Raw genomic sequence first — 21,779 nt, forward strand, 5'->3', positions numbered from 1 at the left:
TAGGTGTGGCCACCGACACCGAGCCACGGATTTTCGCTCAGCGTAAGGAACTCATCCCATGACCACGCCCGACCCCGCAGGCCCGCAGACGACGTACGACGCCGTGGCGGGAACCCCCACGCAGGAGGTCGTCGACCGCGCCGTCCGCAAGGCCCGCGGCGCGCTCGCCCGCTACCGCGTGATGGCCCTCATCACCGGTGTGATGCTCCTGATCCTGTGCGTCGAGATGATCGTCAAGTACGGCGTCGGCAGGTTCGTCGACGTCGACGGCGTGATGCGCTTCGTCGGCTGGATCCCGTTCGCGCACGGGTGGGTCTACGTCGTGTACCTCGTCACGGTCCTCGACCTGTGGTCCAAGATGCGCTGGAGCTGGGGCCGCCTGGCCACCATGGTCTTCGCGGGCGTCGTGCCCGTCATGTCGTTCATCCTGGAGAAGAAGGTCCACCGCGAGGCCGAGGCCAAGCTCGACGCCCTCGTGGAGCAGTACGCCCGATGACCTCGCTGCCGCCGCTGGTCGCCCCCTCTCCCGAGCCCCTGTCCCCGGAGGAGCTCGCCCGGTACTCGCGGCACCTGGCCCTGCCGGGCATCGGGGTCGAGGGCCAGCAGCGGTTGCGTGCCGCACGCGTGCTCGTGGTGGGCGCGGGCGGGCTGGGCAGCCCCGCGCTGCTCTACCTCGCGGCGGCCGGCGTCGGCACGATCGGGATCGTCGACGACGACCGGGTCGAGGTCTCCAACCTCCAGCGCCAGGTGATCCACGGCGGCTCGGACGTGGGGCGGCCCAAGGTCGCCTCGGCGCGCGACGCGATCGCCGAGGTCAACCCGCACGTGGCCGTCCGCCTGCACGAGCAGCGCCTCGACGCCTCGAACGTGCTGGAGATCCTCGCTGGGTACGACGTCGTCCTCGACGGGACCGACAACTTCGCGACCCGCTACCTCGTGGGCGACGCGGCCGAGATCGCGGGCATCCCCTGCGTGTGGGGCTCGATCTTCCGCTTCCAGGGCCAGGTCAGCGTCTTCTGGTCGTCGCCCCCCGTCGGGGAGGGCGTGGTCTACCGCGACGTGTTCCCCGAGCCACCGCCGCCCGGCACCGTGCCCGACTGCGCGACGGGCGGAGTCCTCGGTGCCATGTGCGGGACGGTCGGGTCCGTCATGGCGACCGAGGCGATCAAGCTCGTGACGGGTGCGGGGCGCACGCTCCTGGGACGGCTCGCGGTCTACGACTCGCTCGAGCTCACGTGGCGCCACCTCACGATCCGCGCCGACCCCGAGCGCGTCCCCGTCACGAGGCTGCTCGCCGGTGACCACGCCTACGAGGCGTTCTGCGGCGTGGCACCGGTGGGGGCGGCGGCCCCGGTCGCGGCGGGCACCTTCCCCGGCCCGACGGCGGAGGGTCGCCTCGCGGTCGACCGCGCCCGGGTGGGGGGCTCGGCGGGGGCCGGTGCGACGGCGACGAGCCTCACGGCGCGCGAGCTCGCCGACCGCCTCGCCGACCCCGACGACGACCTGCTGCTGCTCGACGTGCGCGAGGACTGGGAGACGCAGGTCGTCGGGATCGACGGTGCGCGCGTGGTCCCCAGCGGGGTGTACGCCGGGCCGGACGCCGCGGCGGCGCTCGCTGACCTGCCGCGCGACCGGACCGTCGCGGTGCTGTGCAAGGTCGGGGGCCGGTCGGACCGGGTCGCGGCGCTGGCACGGGCCGCGGGCGTGGACGCGCGCAACGTCGAGGGCGGCATCCTGGCGTGGGTCCGGGACGTCGAGCCGGGACGCCCGACGTACTGATCCCGTCGGGACGGAGGCCAAGCGCCGAGGCGGCGGACCGGGCCCCTCGGCGGGCCGGTCACAGCGCCAGGTCGAGGTTCCCTCCGCCCAGCACGCCGGTACCCGTGAGCCCGGCTGACGACCCCGCACCGACGGCCCCGGCCCGGCCGACCATCCCGTCGACCGGCGAGCTCGCGAGCGCCTGCTCGCGCCGCGGGATGCGGCCCGCGAGCGCCGCCAGACGCCCGGCCTCGACCGCGAGGCGCATGGCCGTCGCCATCCGCACGGGGTCGGCGGCACGGGTCACGGCCGTCGCCAGCAGCACCCCGTCGCACCCGAGCTCCAGGGCGTGCGCGGCCTCCGAGGCGGTCCCGATCCCCGCGTCGAGGATCACGGGCACGCGGGCTGCCGACGCGATGGCCGCGACGTTGCGCGGGTTGAGGATGCCGAGCCCCGACCCGATGGGCGCTCCGAGGGGCATGACCGCGGCGCACCCCACGTCCTCGAGGCGGCGCGCGAGGATCGGGTCGTCGTTGGTGTAGGGGAGCACCGTGAAGCCGTCGCGGACCAGGGTCTCGGCGGCCTGGACCAGGCCGATCGGGTCGGGCAGGAGGGTCACGTCGTCGGCGATCACCTCGAGCTTGACCCAGTCCGTGCCGCACGCCTCGCGCGCGAGGTGCGCGGTGAGGACGGCTTCCTTGGCCGAGAAGCAGCCTGCGGTGTTGGGCAGGGCGCGGATGCCGAGGCGGTCGAGCATCGCCCAGACGCCGGTCTCGCCCGCGCCACCCGCGCCGCCCGACCCGGCCCGGTCGCCCGACGGGCGGACCCGCGCGACGCGGCGCATCGCGACGGTCGTCAGCGCGGTCCCGGACGCGACGAGCGCTTCCTCGAGCGTGAGCAGGTTGGCCGCGCCGCCCGTGCCCATGACGAGGCGGGAGCCGAGGGGTACGCCCGCGACCACCAGGGGGTCGTCGGCCGCGCGGTCCTGCCGGGGGTCAGCCACCCTGCACCGCCGTGACGACCTCGACGCGGTCGCCGTCGCGCAGCGTCGTGGACGCCCATGCGCTGCGCGACAGCACGGCGTCGTCGATCGCGACCGCGACGCCCTGGGGGGCGCCGGTGCCGGTGACGAGCCCGGGCAGCAGGCGGGCGACGAGGCTCGCGACGGTCGTGGGGGTCGTGAGCGGGTGGGGCTCGCCGTTGACGAGGGCGGTGTCGGTCATCAGGGTCCTCCGGGACGGTTCGTGGGAACGGACGAGGGGGCGGGCGAGAAGCGCAGGGGGTCGATCGCGGCGACCGTGGGCGGCAGGGGTTCCCCGGCCAGGACCGCGTCGACCGCGGCCCCCGTGACCGGCGCGAGCAGCACCCCGTTGCGGTAGTGGCCCGTCGCGAGGACCAGGCCGGGCACGGTGGTGGGCCCCAGGAGAGGCAGGTTGTCCGGGGTCCCGGGGCGCACGCGCGGCGTGACCTCGACGAGGGCCGCCTCGTCGAGCCCGGGCAGCAGGGCGCGCGCGTCGCGCAGGAGGGCGAAGACGCCGCCCGCGGTCGCGCGCCGGTCGTCGGGGTGCTCCTCGCTCGTCGCACCGACGACGACCTCGCGGTGCCCGTCGGGTCCGGGCGTACGCGGTACGACGTACACCGGACGTCCCTGCACGATCCCCCGCACCACGTGGTCGAGCGTGAACCACGGCGGGGCGTCGAGCCGCAGCGTCTGCCCCTTCACCGGGCGGGTCGGGACGCACACCTCGGGGACGACCGTGAGCAGGGCGCCCGAGTCGGCCCCGGCCGCGAGGACCACGGTCCCCGCACGGTGCTCGTGGCCCGCGTCGTCGAGGGCACCGGTCACGGGAGCGCCGAGCCCGGGGGAGCGCAGCAGCCGGACGGCCCGCCGGTGCACGACGGCGGCACGCGGGTCCCGTCCCAGGGCCGCGGTCAGGGCCCGGTGCACCGCGCGGGGATCGACCTGGTGGTCACCCGGGGCCCAGAACGCCCCGGCCACGCGCGGCCCGACCAGGGGCTCCAGGTCGCGTGCGGCCGCGACCGAGATCTCGGTCGAGTCGAGGCCCCACGCCTCCTGCAGCGCGCGCACGCGGCGCCCGAGCGCGAGGTCGTCGCCGTCGTAGGCCAGCGTGAGGGTCCCGGTCGTCCGCAGACCCACGCTCAGCCCCGAGTCCGCCTCGAGCTCGGCCGCGAACACGGGCCAGCGCGCCGCGGAGTCGGAGCCCAGACGCAGCGCGGCCTCCTCGCCGAAGTCGGCCTCGGTCACGGGCGCCAGCATCCCGGCTGCGGCGTGCGTCGCGCCGTCTCCGGGGGAAGGGTCCAGGACGGTCACGCGCAGGCCCGCGCGCGAGGCCCGCCAGGCCGCGGTGAGCCCCACGATGCCGCCGCCCACGACGAGGACGTCCGCGGCGCCGTCGGGCAGGTGGTCGTGGGGCAGGCCCGACGGCGCCGCGCGCCCAAGGCCTCCGTCGCGCCCCGGTGGGCGCGCAGGCAGGGCAGGGTGTGGCAGGGCTGCGCTCATGCGCTCGCTCCCTTCGCTGGCATGACCCAGATCAGGTTCGACGGTCGGCTCTCGCCCTCTCAGCCCCGTGCGGGGCTCCCGTGCTTCGCGGCCACCCTACAACGCGTCCCGTCCACCCTCCGGGCGTGCCCGCAGGCTGCGCAGCCCGGGCGACCCGGCCCCGGCCGTGCCTATCCTGGCGCCGTGACCACCCTCCCGACCGGCGACCCCGGCCGCCGCCGACGCTCCGCACCCCGCCACCGCTCCGACGCGCCCGAGGGCCTCGACGCGAGGACCCTCGCAGCCCGCGAGGCCGCCGTCGAGCGCCTGGGCGCCGCCCGCCTGTACCTGTGCACCGACGCGCGCGAGGAGCGCGGCGACCTCGAGGACTTCCTGCACGCGGCGCTCGCGGGCGGGGTCGACGTGGTCCAGCTCCGCGACAAGACGCTGGACGTCGCGCGCGAGCTCGAGCTCCAGGAGACGGTCGCGCGCGTCGCGACCCAGCACGGTGCGCTGTGGGCCGTCAACGACCGTGCCGACGTTGCGCTGCTCACCGGTGCGCCGGTCGTGCACACGGGCCAGGGCGACCTCCCGGTCCCCGCGGTCCGGTCGCTCCTGGGCGCGGGTCCGCTGCTGGGGCGATCGACGCACTCGCTCACCCAGGCCGCGGCCGCCGAGGCCGACCCGTCGGTCGACTACTTCTGCGTCGGGCCGCTCTGGTCCACGCCGACCAAGCCGGGGCGCGACGCCGTCGGGCTCGACCTCCTGCGACAGGTCGCGGCGACCCGGCCGACGACGCCGTGGTTCGCGATCGGGGGCATCGACGCCGCGCGTCTCGACGAGGTGCTCGACGCGGGCGCCGAGCGGATCGTCGTCGTCCGCGCCCTCACCGAGGCCGCCGACCCGGAGCAGGCCGCACGCGAGCTGCGCGAGCGGCTGCCCGCCTGACCGGGCCCCAGAGGGACAGGTCCCCGTCCCCCGGGCGGTCTCAGAGGACGGAAGGTCTTCCCGCCGCCGGGCCGCTGTGGGAGGGTCTGGGCTGCAGAGTGCTCGCCGCCGAGCGCAGGACGCTCCCGTCCTCGATCCTCAGACCCGGAGAACCATGACCCGCACGCGTGGGCCCCTCGTGGCCGCCCTGTTCTCGCTCACCCTGCTCGTGCTCGCGGGCTGCACCGGTGCTGGCGCCGGCGCCGAGCCGTCGCCGGGCGGTGGCACGGAGGGGACGACGGCCTCGTCCCCCGCGGCGGACGGCGACCAGGAGCAGGCGGCCGGCGAAGCCTCGATCACGACGGCGTCGCTCGCCGAGCAGACGTTCGACGCGACCGCGGGGTCCGGAGAGGCCCCCGGCGGCACGATCACCATGACGCTGCGCTCGGTCGAGGTGACGGGCAGGACCATGACCGTGCGCTGGGCCCTTCGCTGGGACAACCCTGACAAGGGGGCCGGAGAGCGCGCGTCGTTCTCCGACCTCGGCGCACGACACGTGCCGACCGTGACGGACAGCACGAACCTCAAGATCTACAAGCCCTTCTGCACCAAGGGGGCCTGGAAGGGCGCCGCGCTCGACGTCCAGGCCTGCGAGCTCTCCGCGCTCGTCTCGCCGAGCGCGTCCAGCGGTGCAGGCCTGACCAACGGCTCGACGATCGAGGCCTGGGCGCTCCTGCCCTCGCCGCAGGGCGACCCCGGGCCGCTCGACATCCTCGTCTCCGACGGGTGGCCGGCGTTCAGCGGGATCACCCCCGTCGTCGTCGACGACGGGAAGTAGGGCCGTGAGCACCCTGCGAGAGACCCTCCGCGGAACGGCCGTCGTCGGGGCCGTGACGGTCGGACTCCTCGGCACGACGTCGCCCAGCACGGCGGCGGTCTCGCCCGAGCCGGTCCCCGACCTCGTGGTGACGGAGCAGATGAGCGCCGACGCGACGTTCGACCTGCGGCCCGACGACGCGACGACGGGCCTCGAGACCGTCCGCGAGGAGGAGGGCGAGACCGTGATGGTCCTCACGTCCGACCTGCTCTTCGCCTTCGCGTCCGCAGACCTGTCGCCCCAGGCCGCCGCAGCGGTCACGGACCTGGTCGCGACCATCCCTCAGGGAGCCGACGTGGCCGTCGACGGTCACACCGACTCCGTGGGGGACGACACCGTCAACGACCCGTTGTCGCAGCAGCGCGCGGATGCGGTCGCCGCGCTCCTGCGCGCGGCGCGCCCGGACCTGGTGCTGACGGTCACCGGGTACGGCAGCAGGGAACCCGTGGCGGACAACACGGTCGGCGGCCAGGACAGCCCGGGCGGGCGGGCGCTGAACCGGCGCGTCGAGATCACGTTCGCGTCCTCCTGAGCGCAGGCCCCGCCCGCCCTGGGTGGACGGATGACGTGACGGGCCCGGGGGCCAACTATCCTGGGGTGGTGACACCCACCCCCTCAGCCCCCCGGCCCGTATTGGTCGTCGACTTCGGCGCACAGTACGCCCAGCTGATCGCGCGTCGCGTGCGTGAGGCCAAGGTGTACTCGGAGATCGTCCCTCACACCTTCACCGTCGAGCAGATGCTCGCCAAGGACCCGGCAGCGATCATCCTGTCCGGCGGTCCGTCGTCCGTGTACGCCCAGGGCGCCCCGTTCGTGGACCCCGCGCTGTTCGAGGCCGGCGTGCCCGTCCTCGGCATCTGCTACGGCTTCCAGGCCATGGCCCAGGCGCTCGGCGGCAAGGTCGCGCAGACCGGCCTCAGCGAGTACGGCGGCACCGAGGTCGAGGTGTGCTCCGCGGGCGTCCTGCTCGCCGAGACCCCCGACCACCAGACCACGTGGATGAGCCACGGCGACTCCGTGCACGCGGCGCCCGAGGGCTTCGAGGTCCTCGCGACGTCGTCCGGCTCCCCGGTCGCGGCCTTCGAGGACACCAGCCGGCGCCTGTACGGCGTGCAGTGGCACCCCGAGGTCAAGCACTCCGCGCACGGCCAGGCCGTGCTCGAACGCTTCCTGTACGAGGGCGCGGGCCTCGCCCCCGACTGGACCCCCGGCAACGTCATCGCCGAGCAGGTCGCGCTCATCCGTGAGCAGGTCGGCGACGCGCGCGTCATCTGCGGCCTGTCCGGAGGCGTCGACTCGTCGGTGGCAGCAGCCCTCGTCCAGCAGGCCGTGGGCGACCAGCTCACGTGCGTGTTCGTCGACCACGGCCTGCTGCGCGCGGGCGAGGTCGAGCAGGTCGAGCGCGACTTCGTCGCGGCCACGGGCGTCAAGCTCGTCGTCATGGACGAGAAGCAGCGCTTCCTCGCGGCGCTCGCGGGCCACTCGGACCCGGAGACCAAGCGCAAGATCATCGGCCGCGAGTTCATCCGCGCGTTCGAGCAGGCTGCGCGTGACATCGTCGGGGAGAGCCGGGAGCACGACTCCGACGACACCGAGGTCAAGTTCCTCGTGCAGGGCACCCTGTACCCGGACGTCGTCGAGTCCGGCGGCGGCGAGGGCACCGCGAACATCAAGAGCCACCACAACGTGGGCGGCCTGCCCGACGACCTGCAGTTCTCGCTCGTCGAGCCGCTGCGGGCCCTGTTCAAGGACGAGGTCCGCGCCGTGGGCCGCGAGCTCGGCGTGCCCGAGGTCATCGTGGCCCGTCAGCCCTTCCCCGGTCCCGGGCTCGGTATCCGCATCGTCGGCGAGGTCACGGCCGAGCGCCTGGAGATCCTGCGCGCAGCGGACGCGATCGCGCGCGAGGAGCTCACCAAGGCGGGGCTGGACGACGAGATCTGGCAGTGCCCCGTGGTGCTCCTGGCCGACGTCCGCTCGGTCGGCGTCCAGGGCGACGGCCGCACCTACGGTCACCCGATCGTGCTGCGCCCCGTGTCCTCCGAGGACGCCATGACCGCGGACTGGACGCGCCTGCCGTACGACGTGCTCGCGACCATCTCGACGCGCATCACGAACGAGGTCAAGGACGTCAACCGCGTCGTGCTCGACGTGACGAGCAAGCCGCCGGGCACCATCGAGTGGGAGTGACCTCCCGCTGAGCCGCGAAGGGCCGGCCCCCGCAGAGCGATCTGCGGGGACCGGCCCTTCGGCGTTCCTGGTCCCGTCCCCGGGCCCGTCCCCGGGCCGGGAACGCAGGCCGACGGGGGAGCGCCTGGGGACCGGTCCGGCGTACCGGCGGGTCAGCCGCGCCGCTCCTCGCGGTACGCGGCCGCCTTCTCGTACGCCTTCTCGACGTCCGCGAGCACGCTGGGCCACCCGCTCGACGGCCGCACCGCGCGGTTGTGGGCGACGATGCGGTCGAGCAGGCCGTCCTGCGTCACGAGCCGCACGATCTGCTCGGTCATCTCGGCGTCGTCGGCGGCGAGCAGCCCGTCGACCCCGTCCGTCAGGCGCTCGGCCACCCCGGACTCCGCGCGCGTCACGACCGCGAGCCCCGCGGCCTGCGCTTCGAGCGCCGCGATCCCGAAGGACTCCTGGACGGCCGGTGCCACGAACACGTCGGCGCGCGAGTAGAGACGCTTGAGCTCGTGCGCCCCGAGCCGTCCCGGGAGGCTGACCGTCGAGGACAGCCCGTGCTCCTTGACGAAGCGCCGGGCCGCGTCGAGCTCGGGGCCCTCGCCCGCGATCGTCGCGAAGAGCGCGTCCTGGGGGAGCCGCTCGACGGCCTGCCGGACCGAATCGAGCAGGGGCAGCACGCGCTTGCGCGGTGCGAACCGGGTCGCGGCGACGACGTGGACGGCCTTGCCCTCGCCCCGCGCGTCGCGCTCGACGCGCGGCACGGCCCACTCGTCGAGGTCCAGCCCGTTGTGCAGGATCTCGACGGGCACGCCGCGTCCCGCGATGCGCCGCAGCGGCGCCGCGGTCAGCTCGCTCACGGCCGAGAGCAGGATCGGGAGGCGCGACCAGTGCGTGACGCGGTCGAGCGCGGCGAACCACCTCTCGGCCGACCCCCACACGCTGTGCACGGTCAGGACCGCGGGCAGGCCGAGGCGCGCGACGGGCTTCAGCGACGCCTGCACGGACGGCGTCAGGACGCCCATGTGCAGGTGCACGACGTCGGGCCGCGCGTCCCGCAGGATGCGCGTCACGTGGTGCGCGGCACGGGGGTGCACCGGGTAGCCACCGGGGATCCGGGCCGCGACGCGGTGGATCGTGACGCCGTCGTGCACCTCGCGGCTCACGCCGTGCTCACCCGGCGACGCGGGCGTCGTGGTGACCACCTCCACGTGGTGGCCCGCCGCGGCCTGCTGGGCCGCGAGCCGGCTCACCTGGGTCTCGATGCCGCCGAGCAGCGGCAGGTAGCAGTCCGTCACATGGGTGATCCTCACCCCCGGATTCTCCCATCAGGACCGGGCGCCGCCGCGTGCGGTCCGGCCCGACGCCGTCCGTTGTGCGGGCGAACAGACCTTTCGTCCGGCGGAGACGGCCGAACGTCGCTACGTTGAGGACTAAGAAACCGGCTCGGGGAGGGATATCGCAATGTCCAGCACTGTCACGGTTCGACCGGCGAAGGGCGTGGGGGTCATCGGGATCCTCAGCATCATCGCCGGAATCGTCATGATCATCGCCGGCGGTGTCACGTGGGGCGTCGTCTCGTCGCAGCTGTCCGCCGAGGAGATCACGGTGTCCGACGACGCGGACTTCCTCGCGGGGCGACACGTCAACGGCCCGTTCACGGCCTACGCGCAGGCCGAGGTCATCAACAAGCACGCGCTCGAGATGAGCGACGGCCAGACCTACGCCGAGCTCCCGCAGGACGACGAGCGACGCGCCGTCGTCATGAACGCCTCGTTCCTGCGCGCCTCGCTGTTCACGTCGGTCGTCGCGTTCGGCGTCGCAGCGCTCGTGATCGGGCTGGGCATCCTGTTCATCCTCATCGGCATCGCGCTCAAGCGGATCTCGAGCGGCCCCGCCGTGGCGGTGGAGACGTCGGGCGGCTACTCGTCGGGCGGCAACCTCTCCTCCGCGCAGGCTCCCACGCACACCCCTGCGCACGCGGCGCCCACGGCACCCGCGCCCACGACGCCGGCGCCCACGACGCCTGCCACGCCGCCCACCCGGACCTCGACCCACGCTGCTCCGGTCGAGGAGCCCAAGAGCCCGGGCGTCCCGCCGGCCGGCACGCAGACGCCTCCCGTGGCGGAGCCCAAGAGCCCGGGCGTCCCGCCCACGGGCACCGAGACCCCTCCGACCACACCCCCTGCGCAGGGCGAGCCCCCGCGCTGAGGTCCTCCACCAGCACGGCAGAGCACGACGGCGGCGCACCGGTCCACGGACCGGTGCGCCGCCGTCGTGCACGCCGCCCCTACGGCTGGGCGATCATCTCCTGGCCCGCTCGCGGGCGCTGCGGCGGCTGCTCGACACGATCGAACCGACGACCAGCACGAGGCCTGCGACGCTCAGCAGGGCGATGAGCGCGAGGTCCAGGTCGTACGTCGCACCGAGCGCGAGGGCGAGGATGCCCGCACCGACCGCGACGATCACGAAGCCCCAGACGACGGTCCCCACCCGCAGCCCGCGGTTGCGGGGGTCCTCGAGCGTCGGGTCGGGGTGCTGCGCCCTCTGCTGCGCCGTGGCGTTCCACTGCGCCGCCGGGTCGACGGCCGGGGAGGGCGCGGGCGACGGAGCCGACGGGGGAGTCGCGGGGCCTTCCACGACGTCCGGCTCGGGGTCGACCGGGGCGTCCTGCACGGGGTAGGCCTGGGTGTGCGTCGAGGCCTCCCAGACCGGCAGGGCGCCGGTCTGCGTCCCGGGGGCCGGCGGAGCGGCCGGCAGCGTGAGCGTCGGCTCGGAGACCGGCAGCGCCTGGGTCGGGGGAGCGACCGGCAGCGCCTGGGTCGGTTCGGCCCGGAACAGCTCGTCCGCGAGGTCGTCGGGCGCGCGGCCCGTCTCGATCACCTGGGTGGCGTCCGGGTCGTCCTGCCCGACGGGGAGCACCTGGGTGGCGTCCGCATCCGTCTCCGCGGCGGCGTGCTCGTCGGGCTCACCCTCGTGTTCCCCCGGCTCGCCCGGCGTGACGGGCAGCTCGACCGTGGGGTCGACGGGCGGGAGGGCCTGGGTCCGGTCCGCGTCGTCGGACTCGTGAGACTGCTTCTCGGTGGTCATGATTCCTCCCGGATGGTGACGTCCCCTGCCGCGACGTCGACCTCGAGCAGGAGCACGGGGTCGGCGCCGTCGGAGACGGTGTCGCTGGTGAAGGTGTGCGGGCGGGTGTTGACGCCGTTGATGTTGCGGCTCTCACCGTCGACCGTCCAGCTGGCGTTGCCCGCGAGGAGCTGGACCTCCGCCTCGACGGGTGTGCCGGCCGGGACGATCACGGTCAGGTTCCCCGCGCGCAGGCTCACGGGGACGACGACCTGGTCGCCGGCCGTCAGGTCGAGCTGGCTGAGATCCACGACGGGGTTGCCGAACGTGAAGGAGAAGCCGTTCTCCGCGTCCTGGACCGACGTCACGGTGTAGGTCGCGTCGGAGACGGGAGCCGTCAGGCCGATGTCGCTGCGCTCGACGCTGTTCCAGCCGACGATCGGCAGCGCGACGATCGTCGCGACGACCGCCAGGCCTCCGAGGGCCCCGCTCGTGCGGCCGCGCAGCCCGGAGACCACGATGCCGAGGCCGAGCAGGATGATCGTCGCGCCGATCCACGTGTAGAAGAAGGGCACGCCGATCACTTCGCGGCGCTCGAGGAGCAGGAGGATCGCGGCGCCGAGGAGGCTGAGGCCGAGCGTGATCCCCACGACGGCGGACCCGGGTCCGCGCGGACGGCGTGCCGCCCGGGCACGCTGCTCGTCGAGCCGGCGCAGGCGCTCGGTCTCGCGCTCGGCGCGTCGGCGGGCGTGGTCGTGGGCGCGGGCGGCCTGCTGCGCGGCCGCCTGCTGCTGGGCGGCGTAGGCCTGGGGAGGGGCGGGACGCTGGGGGTAGCCCGGGGGCGGCACGGGGGCCGACGCGTTGTACGCGGGGCCCGACGGCGCCGCGGGGGTCGCGGGGTACGTCGCCCCGGGCGCTGGGGGGCCCCCCGCGCCGGGAGCCCCGTGGGACGGGCGCTGCTGCCAGCCCTGGGGAGGCGGTCCCTGCTGCGCGGGCGCGCCGGGGAACGGCGCCGCGGGGTGCGGCTGCTGGGGCGGGGCGCCGGCCTGCTGACCGGACGGACCGCGGGACTGCTGCGCGCCGCCGGTGGCGTACCTGCGGTGCTCGCTGCGCCGGTTGACGACCAGGACGACCACGACGATCACGGCGGCGACCCACAGCGCCCCGTCGAGCCACTCGAGCCCCGCGAAGTGCCACCAGGAGAGCCAGCCGTTGTTCCAGCTCAGCCCCACGACGGTCGTCGCCGCCGCGCCCAGCATGGCCACGTCGAAGTCGCCGCGGATGGCCTGCTGGAGGTGGATGCGGCCGTCCCGGGCCTCGGGGAGCAGCGCCCACCCGAGCCCGTACAGGACGAGGCCGGCGCCCCCGAGGAACACCGAGACGACGAGGATCCCGCGCACGATGAGGGGGTCGATCCCGAACCGGTCGGCGATGCCGCCCGCGACCCCGCCGACCCAGCGCTCCTCGGACCGCGAGATGCCGATCCGGCGCACGGTGTCGAAGAACCTGTCCGTGCCGCTGGGCTGTCCACCGGGCTGGCCGGGGCCGCCGTCGGGCCCGGTGCCACCGGGGACCGGACCGCTCGTCGGATAGGGCGTCCCGGCGGGCTGCCGGGCCCCGGTCGGCGCGGGGCTCCCGGCCGGGGGTTCTGGGGAAATGTCCTCGGTGTTCATGGGTCCAGCCTGTCCCGGACGGCGCCCGGACGGTATCGGGTGTTCCCCTGATCCGACCCTGATCCTGCGATCGGGCGACCCTGAACTTTGGGCCCGGCACGCGACGAACCGGGCGTTCCGCCCACCGCGGCCCCGTCGGCATGTGACCATCAGAGAGTGACACCGACCGCGCAGCCCGCCAGGAGACTCCCCTTCCGGCGCCCCGAGCAGGGGCGCTGGGTCGGTGGGGTGTGCCGTGGGCTCTCCCTGCACCTCGACATGCCGGTGGGAGCGATCCGTCTCGTCATGGCGCTGATCGCGTTGACGGGCGGCGCCGGGATCGTCCTGTACGTCTTCCTCTGGGTCACGGTGCCCGCGGGCGACCCGGCGCAGGCCGCCGACGAGGAGCGTCCTGCGTCGTTGCGGCGCATCGCGCCACGGCTCCAGGGCAAGGTGCGCAAGCTGCCCGTGCGGGACGTCGCGATCGGTGTGGTCCTGCTGAGCGGGGCGGCCGTCCTCCTGGCCTCCCGGGCGGGGGTCGACATCGAGGTGTCCTGGGTCCTGCCGGTCCTCATCGCGCTCGCGGGCACGGCCCTGGCCTGGTCGCAGCTCGACGCCGCCCAGCGTGGCCGGTGGTTGTCGCGGGCAGGGGGTCGCACCCCTGCGGGCGTGCTGCGTCTCGCGGGCGGGCTGTTCCTGGTCCTCGTCGGGGTACTGCTCCTGGTCGGGCAGGACTCGACGGCCGCGGACATGGTCAGGGCCACGACCGCGTCGCTCGCGGTGCTCGCGGGCGCGGCGATCGTGCTGGCGCCCTGGTGGCTGCGCCTCGTGCGCGAGCTGGGCGACGAGCGGACCGCCCGCGCCCGCGAGGCGGAGCGGGCCGACATCGCGGCCCACCTGCACGACTCGGTGCTGCAGACGCTTGCCCTCGTCCGGGCCAGCGCGGCGGACGCCGACACCGTCGCGAGGCTGGCTCGCGCCCAGGAGCGCGAGCTCCGGGAGTGGTTGTACAACGACAGGCCTGCCCCTGGTACGTCGCTTGCGGCCGAGCTCAGGACCCTCGTGGGCGAGGTCGAGGACCGCCAGAGCTGGCGGCTCGCCGCCGGCGCGGCGAGCGCCTCCGGGGTGAGCGCCGCGGGAGCCGTGGGTGACGGCGGCCCGGCCGGGACCGCCGCGGTCGTGGTCGACGTGGTCGTCGTGGGGGACTGTGTCCCGACCGACGAGACCACCGCCCTGCTGCAGGCCACCCGCGAGGCCCTCGTCAACGCCGTGGCCCACGGCCGCCCGCCGGTGTCGGTGTACCTCGAGGTGTCGGGCGACGCGGTCGAGGTGTTCGTCCGCGACCGCGGCGACGGGTTCGAGATGAAGGACATCGCGCACGACCGGTTCGGGGTGCGTGAGTCGATCATCGGTCGCGTCACGCGCAAGGGAGGACACGCCGAGGTCGTGTCGCGGCCGGGATGGGGCACCGAGGTCCGGCTCAAGGTGCAGCGCGCGGCCGAGAGCGACGACGGCCCGGACTCCCCGGCGACGCCCCCCGCGGTCGGGACGCAGCGCGGACCTAGGATGCCGGTGGAGCCCCCCGCGGTCGCCCCGTCCGGGGTGCACGGAGGACCGGCGACGCCGACCGTCCCGGACCCCGCGCACACTCTCGGACCGCCCGCCAGAACACCTCAGGAGCACACGTGACGACCATCCCCCAGCCCGAGCCCAGCCCGCTGCCGGGGGCGCCGGTCCCCGTCGTCCTCGTGGACGACCACCACATGTTCCGGGCAGGGGTGCGCGCCAGCCTGGACGGACGGGTCGACGTCGTCGGCGAGGCCGATAGCGTCGACGGCGCGGTCGAGGCGATCCGGGCCCTGCGCCCCCCGGTCGTGCTGCTCGACGTCCACCTGCCGGGAGGCAACGGCGGGGGTGGGGCCGAGGTCATCACGCGGTGCTCGGACCTCCTGGGAGCGACACGGTTCCTCGCGCTGTCGGTGTCCGACGCGGCCGAGGACGTGGTGGCCGTCATCCGCGCGGGGGCCCGCGGCTACGTGACCAAGGCGATCTCCGGTCCTGACCTGTCGGGGGCCGTGGTCCAGGTCGCGAGCGGCGACGCGGTCTTCTCCCCGCGCCTCGCGGGCTTCGTCCTCGACGCGTTCGGCACGGGTCAGGCGGACGTCGCCGTGGCCGACGACGAGCTGGACCGGCTCTCGGCCCGCGAGCAGGAGGTGATGCGGCTCATCGCCCGGGGCTACGCCTACCGCGAGGTCGCCGCGGAGCTCTTCATCTCCGTCAAGACGGTCGAGACCCACGTGTCCTCGGTGCTGCGCAAGCTCCAGCTCTCGTCGAGGCACGAGCTCACGCGCTGGGCCGCCGCGCGGCGGCTCCTGTGACACGGCGCCAGGTCCGGTGCCGGGCTGCCCGCCGGACCCGCGGCACGGGGGCTGCCCGCACGGGCCACGGTGCCCGACGAACCGCGAGATCTTGCCGTATTAGCAGGTGAGAAGCGGGTCTCGGGTGCGGCGTCGGAGCGCTAGCCTGGACACAGCCGGGTGAAGCCCTCCGGCCCGATGAAAGGGACCTCCGACGTGACGTACGTGATTGCTCAGCCTTGTGTGGACGTGAAGGACAAGGCGTGCATCGAGGAGTGTCCGGTGGACTGCATCTACGAGGGCAAGCGGTCGTTGTACATCCATCCTGACGAGTGCGTGGACTGTGGTGCGTGCGAGCCGGTGTGTCCGGTGGAGGCGATCTACTACGAGGACGACGTGCCGTCGGAGTGGAGCGACTACTACCGGGCGAACGTGGAGTTCTTCGATGACCTGGGGTCGCCGGGTGGTGCGGCGAAGATGGGCATGATCGACAAGGACGACCCCATGATCGCGGCCCTGGCCCCGCAGGCCTGAACGCGCTGCGGGGGGAACGTGACGGGGGGCCATCGTCCCAGCGGACGGCGGCCCCTCGTCGTGCCCGGGCACGTGGCTCCGGAACGCCGCGCTCAGCCCCGCCCGGCGGCCCGCCAGGCGGGGCTAACGCGCACCACGTCACCGATCACGGTCACGGCCGGGGCCCGGACCCCGGCTGCGACGGCGACGTCGGCGATGGTCGCGAGCGTCCCGACGGTCGAGCGCTGGCGCGGGCCGTAGCCGTCCTCGACCACCGCGACGGGCGTCTCGGGCGAACGCCCCGAGGCCATCAGCGCAGCCGCCGAGTCACGCAGCCGCGAGACGCCCATGAGGAGGATCACGGTGTGGTCGGCCGCTGCGGGCACCTTGCCGATGTCCTCGTGCCCGGTCAGGACCGTGAAGCCGCGCGAGTGGCCGCGGTGCGTGACCGGGATGCCCACCGCGGCGGGCACCGAGACGGCGCTCGTGACGCCGGGGACGACCTCGACGGGGATGCCGTGCTCCTCGCACGCGATGAGCTCCTCCCCTCCTCGGCCGAACACGTACGGATCGCCTCCCTTGAGTCGTACAACTCGTCGTCCGGCGAGCGCGTGCTCGACGAGGAGCGCGTTGATCTCCTCCTGCGGGACGGGGTGGAAGCCCGGGGTCTTGCCGACGTCGATCACGACCACGTCGTCCGCGAGCTCGTCGAGCAGCGCGCGCGGTCCCAGGCGGTCGGTCACGACGACCTCGGCCTGGGCGAGCAGACGACGTCCCCGCGCCGTGACGAGCCCCGGGTCGCCCGGGCCTCCGCCCACCAGGGCGACGGAGCCGACGCCCCCGTCGGGGACGGGCCGGACGGGCCGCAGCGGCAGCTCCCCGGTCGAGAGCAGGGCGTCGATCGCGTCCCGGACGCGCTGTGCCCGCCGGGGGTCGCCACCCGCGTTCACGGCCACGACGACCTCGGTGGTGCCCGACGCCTGCGCGCCACCCCCCGGACCGACAGCGACCCTGGCCACCGCGGGCACCCAGGCGGTCCCGGCCTCGGCGTCTCCCGCGGCGACGCAGAACACGCGCAGCGCCTCGGCCTCCGCGGCGATCCCGGCGTCGACCTCGGCCGACCCTGTCGCGGTGTGCACGAGCCACGCGCCCTCGAGGTCACCGGTCCGGAACGCGCGCGCCTCCCAGGTGACCGAGGACCCGGCCGCGCCGGAACCGTCGGGGCGAGCGACGCCGTCGGGCAGGGGAGGCGCGATCAGCGCGGCGAGGTCCTCGCAGACCTCCGGGGCCACGACGCGCACGCGCGCACCGGCAGCCACGAGCGAGCGTGCGCGGCGTGCGGCCACGGGGCCCCCGCCCACGACGACCACGAGGCGACCCGCGATGCGCAGGCCGAGAGGGTAGAGCTCAGAGTTCATGCGCCCATCATCGCCCGAAAGCGGCGGCAGCCAGCTCGCGCCGGCGCAGCAGCCACCCCGAGCCCTTGCCGGTCGACGCCGCCCCCGACGTCTCCGGAGCCAGGCCGCGGCGACGCAGCATGGTCTTCTCGACGGGTGCGAAGAAGAGCAGCTCGATGACCATGCCGACCACGAGGATCAGCAGGATCGCGGTGAAGACCAGCGCCATGTCGGACAGCTCGCGCCCCTGCTGGAGGAACGCGCCCAGGCCGAACCCGATCCCGCCGCCGACCGCGATGATCTCCGCGGCCATGAGCGAGCGCCACGAGAACGCCCAGCCCTGCTTGAGTCCCGCGAGGTAGCCGGGGAACGCCGCGGGCAGGATCACGTCCTTGATCATCTGGAACCGCCCCGCGCCCAGGACCTGACCCACGCGCCGGTACAGCGGCGGCACCTGGTCCACACCGGACACGATCCCGTTGATGATCGAGGGCACCGCACCCATGAGGATCACGAAGTACACCGTGGCGTCCGACAGCCCGAACCAGATGATGCCCGCGGGAACCCACGCGACGGACGGCAGCACCTGGAGGCCCGTGATGATGGGCCCGAACGACACGCGGACCCAGCGCACGCGCGCCACGACGACGCCCAGCGGGGTACCGATCGCGACGGCCGCGAGGAAGCCCAGGATGCCGCGCTCGAGGCTCGTGCCGAGGGCCTGCCACAGCGTGCCGGACTCGGCGGCGCGCGTGACGGCCGTCCAGACCTGCTCGGGTCCGGGCAGGTTGTAGATGGGCTGGACCTCGAGCCACACGAGGGTCTGCCAGACCGCGAGCAGGAGCGTGATCGCCAGGACGGGGGGATAGACGGCCCGCCAGGCCTTGGCCCACCGGCTCGTGGTGGGGGCGACGGTCGTCTGGAGGGCGTCGAGCCCCGCCTCGATGTCGCCGACGTCCTTGGCGTGCCCGACGGCGGCGCCCGCCTCGCGGGGCACGCTCGCGGAGGGACCGGGCGCACCCGTGCCGGGCGCAGCAGTGCCGGGCGCACCCGTCCGCGACGGGGCCTCGTCGCGCGGGGGCAGGGTCTCGGCGGTCTTCGACGTCTCAGACGGCATGGCGGCGGATCTCCTCACGGAGGTCGTTGGTGATCTCGGTCGCGAGGCGCGACGCGGCGGCGGCCTCGATGCTGCGCTGCTCGTCCGCGCCGTACACGTCGACGTCCCACTCGCGCACGATGCGTCCGGGACGCGAGGACATGAGCAGCACGCGCTGCCCGAGCCGTACGGCCTCGCGGACGTTGTGCGTGATGAACACGATGGTGCGCCCGGTCTGCTCCCAGACGCGCTCGAGCTCGTCGTGCAGCAGGTCGCGCGTGATGGCGTCGAGCGCCGCGAAGGGCTCGTCCATGAGCAGGACGTCCCGCTCCTGGGCGAGCGAGCGCGCGAGTGCGACACGCTGGCGCATGCCGCCCGAGAGCTCGTGGACGCGCTTGTCGCCCGAGCCGTCGAGCCGCACGAGCGTGAGCAGCTCCGCGGCCCGCTCACGACGCTCCGCACGCGGGACGCCGCGGAACTTCAGGGCGAGCTCGATGTTGCGGCTCGCCGTGAGCCAGGGGAACAGCGCGGACTCCTGGAACATCAGGGCCGCGCCGCCCCCGGCGACCTCCACGTCCCCCGTGGTGGGGCGCTCCAGACCCGCGACGATGTTGAGCAGCGTCGACTTGCCGCAGCCGGAGGCTCCGAGCAGGCAGACGAACTCGCCCTGCGCGATGTCCAGGTCGATCCCCTCGAGCACCGGGGCGCCGTCGGGGGAGAACCGCTTGGACACGCCGCGCAGGCGGACACCGGTCGTCGGAACGGCGTCCTCTCCGAGGCCGGACGGGGTGCCCGTGCGGGCGGGGGACGTGGTGGTCATGGTGCTACTCCTTGCCGAGACCTGCGGCGGAGACGGTCGGCTGACCGGCCTCCTTCAGCACCTTGTTGAGGAGGCTCAGGTCGTAGATGCCGTTCAGGTCCGCCTCGGTCGTGGTCCCGGCGGTCACGCCGTCCTCGAGCAGGGTGTTCAGCGTGCCCGCGAGCGGGTCGGTCGTGAACGTGATGTTGGTGAAGGCGCGGTCCAGGACCGCGTCGGACAGCGGCTTGCCGGCGATCTTCTCGATCTCGCCGTTGACGAGGGTCTTGGCGTCGTCCGGGTTGGCGCCGATCCAGTCGATCGCCGCGACCTCGCCGCGCAGGAGCGCCTCGACTGTCTCCGGGTGCTCCTCGAGGAAGTCGGTGCGGACGATCAGGTGCGTCGTGAGGAACTCACCGTCGTCCCACAGGTCCTTCTCGTCGACCAGGACGTGGGCGCCGGCGTCGAGCACGAGGCGCGAGGCCCAGGGCTCGGGCAGCCAGCCGCCGTCGAGCTCGCCGTTCTGGAACAGCGTGAGGGTCTGTGCGTTCTCGGTCGGGGTGACCGCGACGTCCCCTCCGCCCTGGATGTCGTTCTCGAGGCCGTTCTCGGTGAGCCAGGCGCGCAGCGCGACGTCCTGGGTCCCTCCGAGCTGGGGTGAGGCGATCTTGGTGCCCTTGAGGTCGGCCGCGGTGTCGATGCCCTCGCGCACGACGAGCTGTGCGCCCCCCGACGTCGAGCCCGCGACGATGCGCACGGCCTCGCCGCCCGACTTCACGAAGTTGTTGATCGCGGGGTTCGGGCCGATGAACGTGGCGTCGATCGCGCCCGCGTTGAGGGCCTCGATCGCGGCGGGGCCGGCGTTGAAGACCTGGGTCGAGAGCGTGGTGTCGCCCAGGGCCTCCTCGAACTGGCCGCCCGCGACCCCGACGAGCGCGGGGGCGTGGGTGACGTTCGCGAAGTAGCCGAGGCGCAGCTCCTCGGCCGGGCCCGACGACGCGGCCGGGCCGTCGGCGGCGTCGGACGTGCCCGTCGAGCAGGCGGCGAGCAGGAGCAGCGGCGCGACGGCGAGCGCGGCGACGGCGGAGCGCGCCCGCGTGGAGCGTCGGGACGTGCCGGCTCGGGTGGTGCGGGTCGGGCGGGACGAGGTGTTCATGGAGTTTCCTTCGGAAGGGTCGGTGGTTGCCTGGCGGTGGACGTGTCGTGTCCCGGCAGCGCCGATCCGTGCGGTGCGCGATCCGAGGGCCCGGTGTCCGGGCCCCGCCTGCGGTGGTCGGGTGGACCTCAGATCGCGTACTGCACGGGACGCTGCGAAGGACATCGCACGGCCGCCAGGGCGTCTCCGACCATTCCTGCTGCGAGGGTGCCGCCGTCCTGACCGTCGATCAGGAGGAAGGCACCGGTGCGGCGCGAGGTGACGTACTCCTCGGCCGCGACGGGGGAGGCGAGGCGCAGCGTGACGCGCCCGATGTCGTTGAGGTCGAGCGTCTCCGCGGGCTCGAGCTCGGCGGTGTCCAGGTCGAGGCGCCCGACGACGTCGCGCACCACGGCCTGCACGGTCCGGGTCGTGTGCTTGAGCAGCACGCGCGTGCCGGGACGCAGGGTCTTGTCGCTGAGCCACGCGACGGTGCCCTCGATGTCCTGCGTGACCTGCGGGGCGTCGGCTGCGGCCGCGAGGAGGTCGCCGCGGGCGATGTCGATCTCGTCCGCGAGGCGGATCGTCACGGACTGGGGGGCGAACGCCTCGGCGAGGGTGCCGTCGGCCGTGTCGATGCCCTCGACCGTGGTCCTCTTCCCGCTGGGCAGGACCACGACTTCGTCGCCCACGCGGACCACGCCCGAGGCGATCTGCCCGGCGTACCCGCGGTAGTCGCGGAAGCGCTCCTCGAGCGCCGCGCCCTGGGGACGCAGGACCACCTGGACGGGGAAGCGGAACGCCTCGGTGTCCGGGGTCTGCGCCGCAGGGAGCTCCTCGAGCAGGTCGAGCAGGCTCGGCCCGCCGTACCAGGGGGTCTTGCCGTCCGGTCCGCCCGAGCGGTCGACGACGTTGACGCCCTCGAGCGCCGAGACGGGCAGCGTGAGGACGTGCGCGACGCCGAGCGAGGCCGCGGCCTCGCGGATCTGGTCGGCGAGCTCCTCGTAGCGCTCCTGGCTGTAGTCGACGAGGTCGATCTTGTTGACGGCCACGATCACGTGCGGCACGCGCAGGAGGCTCGCGACCGCGAGGTGGCGGCGCGTCTGCTCCAGGAGCCCCTTGCGGGCGTCGATGAGGAGCACGACGACGTCGGCCGTCGACGCGCCGGTCACGGTGTTGCGCGTGTACTGCACGTGCCCGGGGCAGTCGGCCAGGATGAACGAGCGCCTGGCGGTCGCGAAGTAGCGGTAGGCGACGTCGATCGTGATGCCCTGCTCGCGCTCGGCGCGCAGGCCGTCGGTCAGCAGGGCGAGGTCGGCCGTCGCGAGGCCGCGGTCGCGCGAGACGCGCTCGACCGCGTCGAGCTGGTCGGCGAGCACGGACTTGGAGTCGTAGAGGAGCCGGCCGACGAGCGTCGACTTGCCGTCGTCGACCGAGCCGGCGGTCGCGAGGCGCAGCAGGGTGCTCGTGGGGAGGACCTGGGGCTCGCCGGCGGTCCCGGTGGGCAGGGTGGTCTCGTCGGGCAGC

Annotated in this window: 21 protein-coding genes; 10 read left to right on the top strand and 11 right to left on the bottom strand. The window is 74.3% G+C overall.

All coding sequences use genetic code 11. The features are described from left to right. The first annotated feature begins 58 nt into the window (after positions 1 to 58). Positions 59 to 496 carry a DUF3817 domain-containing protein gene (locus tag H9623_RS03760; RefSeq protein ID WP_193718724.1) on the top strand — a complete coding sequence of 146 codons (438 nt, stop codon included), beginning with the start codon at positions 59 to 61 and terminating at the stop codon, positions 494 to 496. Continuing rightward, positions 493 to 1,779, top strand: coding sequence for a molybdopterin-synthase adenylyltransferase MoeB (moeB, locus tag H9623_RS03765; protein WP_193718725.1), 1,287 nt, complete (start codon positions 493 to 495; stop codon positions 1,777 to 1,779). The genes H9623_RS03760 and moeB overlap by 4 nt, the downstream gene beginning before the upstream one ends. A 58-nt stretch (positions 1,780 to 1,837) precedes the next feature. Here moeB and H9623_RS03770 read toward each other — a convergent pair whose 3' ends face one another. The 3 genes from H9623_RS03770 to thiO form a co-directional block, all read right to left on the bottom strand. Continuing rightward, positions 1,838 to 2,683, bottom strand: a complete 846-nt coding sequence (locus tag H9623_RS03770) for a thiazole synthase (RefSeq protein ID WP_193718811.1) — start codon at positions 2,681 to 2,683, stop codon at positions 1,838 to 1,840. Between the two features lie 70 nt (positions 2,684 to 2,753). Further along, complete coding sequence (gene thiS, locus H9623_RS03775; RefSeq protein ID WP_193718726.1) at positions 2,754 to 2,981, bottom strand: sulfur carrier protein ThiS; 228 nt, start codon at positions 2,979 to 2,981, stop codon at positions 2,754 to 2,756. Continuing rightward, entirely contained in the window at positions 2,981 to 4,279 is a 1,299-nt protein-coding gene (gene thiO / locus H9623_RS03780) for a glycine oxidase ThiO (protein ID WP_193718727.1), read from the bottom strand. Before thiO ends, thiS begins: the two co-directional genes overlap by 1 nt. Before the next feature lie 306 nt (positions 4,280 to 4,585). Between thiO and thiE the strand changes: the two genes are divergently transcribed. The 4 genes from thiE to guaA all read left to right on the top strand — a co-directional run bounded on the left by thiE (position 4,586) and on the right by guaA (position 8,249). Then, positions 4,586 to 5,206: a thiamine phosphate synthase gene (gene thiE / locus H9623_RS03785; protein WP_225219993.1), complete on the top strand. Its 621-nt coding sequence runs from the start codon at positions 4,586 to 4,588 to the stop codon at positions 5,204 to 5,206. Positions 5,207 to 5,360: 154 nt separating this feature from the next. Continuing rightward, positions 5,361 to 6,023, top strand: a complete 663-nt coding sequence (locus H9623_RS03790; protein ID WP_191801316.1) for a hypothetical protein — start codon at positions 5,361 to 5,363, stop codon at positions 6,021 to 6,023. 4 nt (positions 6,024 to 6,027) lie between these two features. Continuing rightward, positions 6,028 to 6,594, top strand: coding sequence for an OmpA family protein (locus H9623_RS03795; RefSeq protein ID WP_191801315.1), 567 nt, complete (start codon positions 6,028 to 6,030; stop codon positions 6,592 to 6,594). A 68-nt stretch (positions 6,595 to 6,662) separates the two neighbouring features. Beyond that, positions 6,663 to 8,249 carry a glutamine-hydrolyzing GMP synthase gene (guaA, locus tag H9623_RS03800; protein WP_191801313.1) on the top strand — a complete coding sequence of 529 codons (1,587 nt, stop codon included), beginning with the start codon at positions 6,663 to 6,665 and terminating at the stop codon, positions 8,247 to 8,249. A gap of 152 nt (positions 8,250 to 8,401) precedes the next feature. On the opposite strand, the gene H9623_RS03805 is transcribed toward guaA, so the two are convergent. Then, positions 8,402 to 9,550: a glycosyltransferase family 4 protein gene (locus H9623_RS03805; protein WP_193718728.1), complete on the bottom strand. Its 1,149-nt coding sequence runs from the start codon at positions 9,548 to 9,550 to the stop codon at positions 8,402 to 8,404. A gap of 151 nt (positions 9,551 to 9,701) precedes the next feature. Between H9623_RS03805 and H9623_RS19910 the strand changes: the two genes are divergently transcribed. Continuing rightward, a complete protein-coding gene (locus H9623_RS19910; protein ID WP_321575266.1) occupies positions 9,702 to 10,448 on the top strand; it encodes a hypothetical protein in 747 nt (248 codons plus the stop codon). Between the two features lie 93 nt (positions 10,449 to 10,541). Here the strand turns inward: H9623_RS19910 and H9623_RS03815 are convergent, their stop codons facing one another. Both H9623_RS03815 and H9623_RS03820 read right to left on the bottom strand, forming a co-directional pair. After that, on the bottom strand, positions 10,542 to 11,327 hold the full coding sequence (locus tag H9623_RS03815) for a hypothetical protein (protein WP_193718729.1): 786 nt from the start codon (positions 11,325 to 11,327) through the stop codon (positions 10,542 to 10,544). Further along, positions 11,324 to 12,979, bottom strand: coding sequence for a PspC domain-containing protein (locus H9623_RS03820; RefSeq protein WP_193718730.1), 1,656 nt, complete (start codon positions 12,977 to 12,979; stop codon positions 11,324 to 11,326). The genes H9623_RS03815 and H9623_RS03820 overlap by 4 nt, the downstream gene beginning before the upstream one ends. Positions 12,980 to 13,135: 156 nt before the next feature. Between H9623_RS03820 and H9623_RS03825 the strand changes: the two genes are divergently transcribed. The 3 genes from H9623_RS03825 (at position 13,136) to fdxA (ending at position 15,849) form a co-directional block, all read left to right on the top strand. Further along, positions 13,136 to 14,647, top strand: coding sequence for a PspC domain-containing protein (locus H9623_RS03825; RefSeq protein ID WP_193718731.1), 1,512 nt, complete (start codon positions 13,136 to 13,138; stop codon positions 14,645 to 14,647). 5 nt (positions 14,648 to 14,652) lie between these two features. Continuing rightward, positions 14,653 to 15,336, top strand: a complete 684-nt coding sequence (locus H9623_RS03830; RefSeq protein ID WP_407671830.1) for a LuxR C-terminal-related transcriptional regulator — start codon at positions 14,653 to 14,655, stop codon at positions 15,334 to 15,336. A gap of 195 nt (positions 15,337 to 15,531) precedes the next feature. Continuing rightward, the gene (fdxA, locus tag H9623_RS03835) at positions 15,532 to 15,849 is read left to right on the top strand and encodes a ferredoxin (RefSeq protein WP_129429411.1); all 318 of its coding nucleotides are present in this window, start codon (positions 15,532 to 15,534) and stop codon (positions 15,847 to 15,849) included. A gap of 92 nt (positions 15,850 to 15,941) precedes the next feature. Here the strand turns inward: fdxA and cobA are convergent, their stop codons facing one another. The 5 genes from cobA to H9623_RS03860 all read right to left on the bottom strand — a co-directional run bounded on the left by cobA (position 15,942) and on the right by H9623_RS03860 (position 21,760). Further along, positions 15,942 to 17,246 carry a uroporphyrinogen-III C-methyltransferase gene (gene cobA / locus H9623_RS03840; RefSeq protein ID WP_193718732.1) on the bottom strand — a complete coding sequence of 435 codons (1,305 nt, stop codon included), beginning with the start codon at positions 17,244 to 17,246 and terminating at the stop codon, positions 15,942 to 15,944. A 7-nt stretch (positions 17,247 to 17,253) separates the two neighbouring features. Then, positions 17,254 to 18,342, bottom strand: a complete 1,089-nt coding sequence (locus tag H9623_RS03845; protein ID WP_193718733.1) for an ABC transporter permease — start codon at positions 18,340 to 18,342, stop codon at positions 17,254 to 17,256. Then, positions 18,332 to 19,141: an ABC transporter ATP-binding protein gene (locus H9623_RS03850; RefSeq protein ID WP_193718734.1), complete on the bottom strand. Its 810-nt coding sequence runs from the start codon at positions 19,139 to 19,141 to the stop codon at positions 18,332 to 18,334. The genes H9623_RS03845 and H9623_RS03850 overlap by 11 nt, the downstream gene beginning before the upstream one ends. Positions 19,142 to 19,145: 4 nt before the next feature. After that, a complete protein-coding gene (locus tag H9623_RS03855) occupies positions 19,146 to 20,273 on the bottom strand; it encodes an ABC transporter substrate-binding protein (RefSeq protein WP_193718735.1) in 1,128 nt (375 codons plus the stop codon). Positions 20,274 to 20,401: 128 nt separating this feature from the next. Beyond that, positions 20,402 to 21,760, bottom strand: coding sequence for a sulfate adenylyltransferase subunit 1 (locus H9623_RS03860; RefSeq protein WP_227748152.1), 1,359 nt, complete (start codon positions 21,758 to 21,760; stop codon positions 20,402 to 20,404). Positions 21,761 to 21,779 lie beyond the last annotated feature (19 nt).

It is taken from the genome of Oerskovia douganii (assembly GCF_015142735.1).
Lineage (GTDB): Bacteria > Actinomycetota > Actinomycetes > Actinomycetales > Cellulomonadaceae > Oerskovia > Oerskovia douganii.